The organism is Stenotrophomonas sp. NPDC077659, assembly GCF_050268705.1.
In the GTDB taxonomy this organism is placed as follows: domain Bacteria; phylum Pseudomonadota; class Gammaproteobacteria; order Xanthomonadales; family Xanthomonadaceae; genus Stenotrophomonas.
Genome location: NZ_JBNNHG010000304.1, coordinates 1 through 1,104, shown reverse-complemented (window position 1 = coordinate 1,104; position 1,104 = coordinate 1). Strand labels below are relative to the sequence as shown.

The window sequence follows — 1,104 nt, the reverse complement described above, 5'->3', positions numbered from 1 at the left end:
TCGCCAACTACACCGGTGTCACCGTCGAACGCAAGGAAGGCCGCCTGCGTGCGCCTGACCGCCAACGGCGGCCCGAAGTGCTTCTCGGTGTCCGGCTGCGTGCAGAACGGTGGCAACTTCGAAGTGCCGCTGGGCACCAAATTCCACGATCTGCTGGAAATGGCCGGTGGCCTGCGTCCGGGCCGCACCCTCAAGGGCGCGATCCCGGGCGGTGTGTCGATGCCGGTGCTGACTGCGGCCGAGCTGAAGGATCTGCCGATGGACTACGACACCATCCGTGCGCTGGGCTCCGGCCTGGGTTCGGGTGCGATCGTGGTGCTCGACGACAGCGTCTGCTGCGTCAAGTTCGCCTGCCGCATCAGCCAGTTCTTCCACAAGGAATCGTGCGGCCAGTGCACCCCGTGCCGTGAAGGTACCGGCTGGATGCACCGGGTGCTGGAGCGCATTGTCGCCGGCAAGGCCACGATGGAAGACCTGCACCAGCTGAAGGCGGTGGCCGGCCAGATCGAAGGCCACACCATCTGTGCGTTCGGCGAAGCGGCTGCATGGCCCATCCAGGGCTTCCTGCGCCAGTTCTGGGACGAGTTCGAGTACTACATCGTCAACGGTCATTCGATGGTTGACGGCAAGAAGGTGGAGGCAGCCGCCGCATGAGCGCGCAACCCAATAATCCGGGTGGGAATCCGAGCGTCCCACCCGATCACGTCACCATCGAGATCGATGGCAAGTCGCTGGTCGTGCCCAAGGGCTCGATGATCATCCAGGCGGCCGACAAGGCCGGTATTTCGATTCCGCGCTTCTGCTACCACGAGAAGCTGCCGATCGCCGCCAACTGCCGCATGTGCCTTGTGGACGTGGAGAAGTCGCCGAAGCCGGCGCCGGCCTGTGCCACCCCGGTGATGGATGGCATGAAGGTCGCCACCCGCAGCGAGAAGGCACTGAAGTTCCAGCGCTCGGTGATGGAATTCCTGCTCATCAACCACCCGCTGGACTGCCCGATCTGCGATCAGGGCGGCGAATGCGAGCTGCAGGACGTGTCGCTGGGCTATTACGGTAACCCCGCCGATCTGGACGGCATGGGTCTGGCGACGGGACCAGGCGGTG

2 protein-coding genes are annotated in these 1,104 nt (G+C 64.7%); both read left to right on the top strand.

Going from position 1 to position 1,104, the window contains the following annotated elements; genetic code table 11:
• The coding region (locus tag ACQKDV_RS19660) for an NADH-ubiquinone oxidoreductase-F iron-sulfur binding region domain-containing protein (RefSeq protein WP_427785896.1) at positions 1-654 on the top strand (654 nt) is incomplete at its 5' end.
• Positions 651-1,104, top strand: a 454-nt coding sequence (locus ACQKDV_RS19655; protein WP_427785895.1) for a 2Fe-2S iron-sulfur cluster-binding protein, incomplete at its 3' end; no start/stop codon positions are given. The genes ACQKDV_RS19660 and ACQKDV_RS19655, both read left to right, overlap by 4 nt.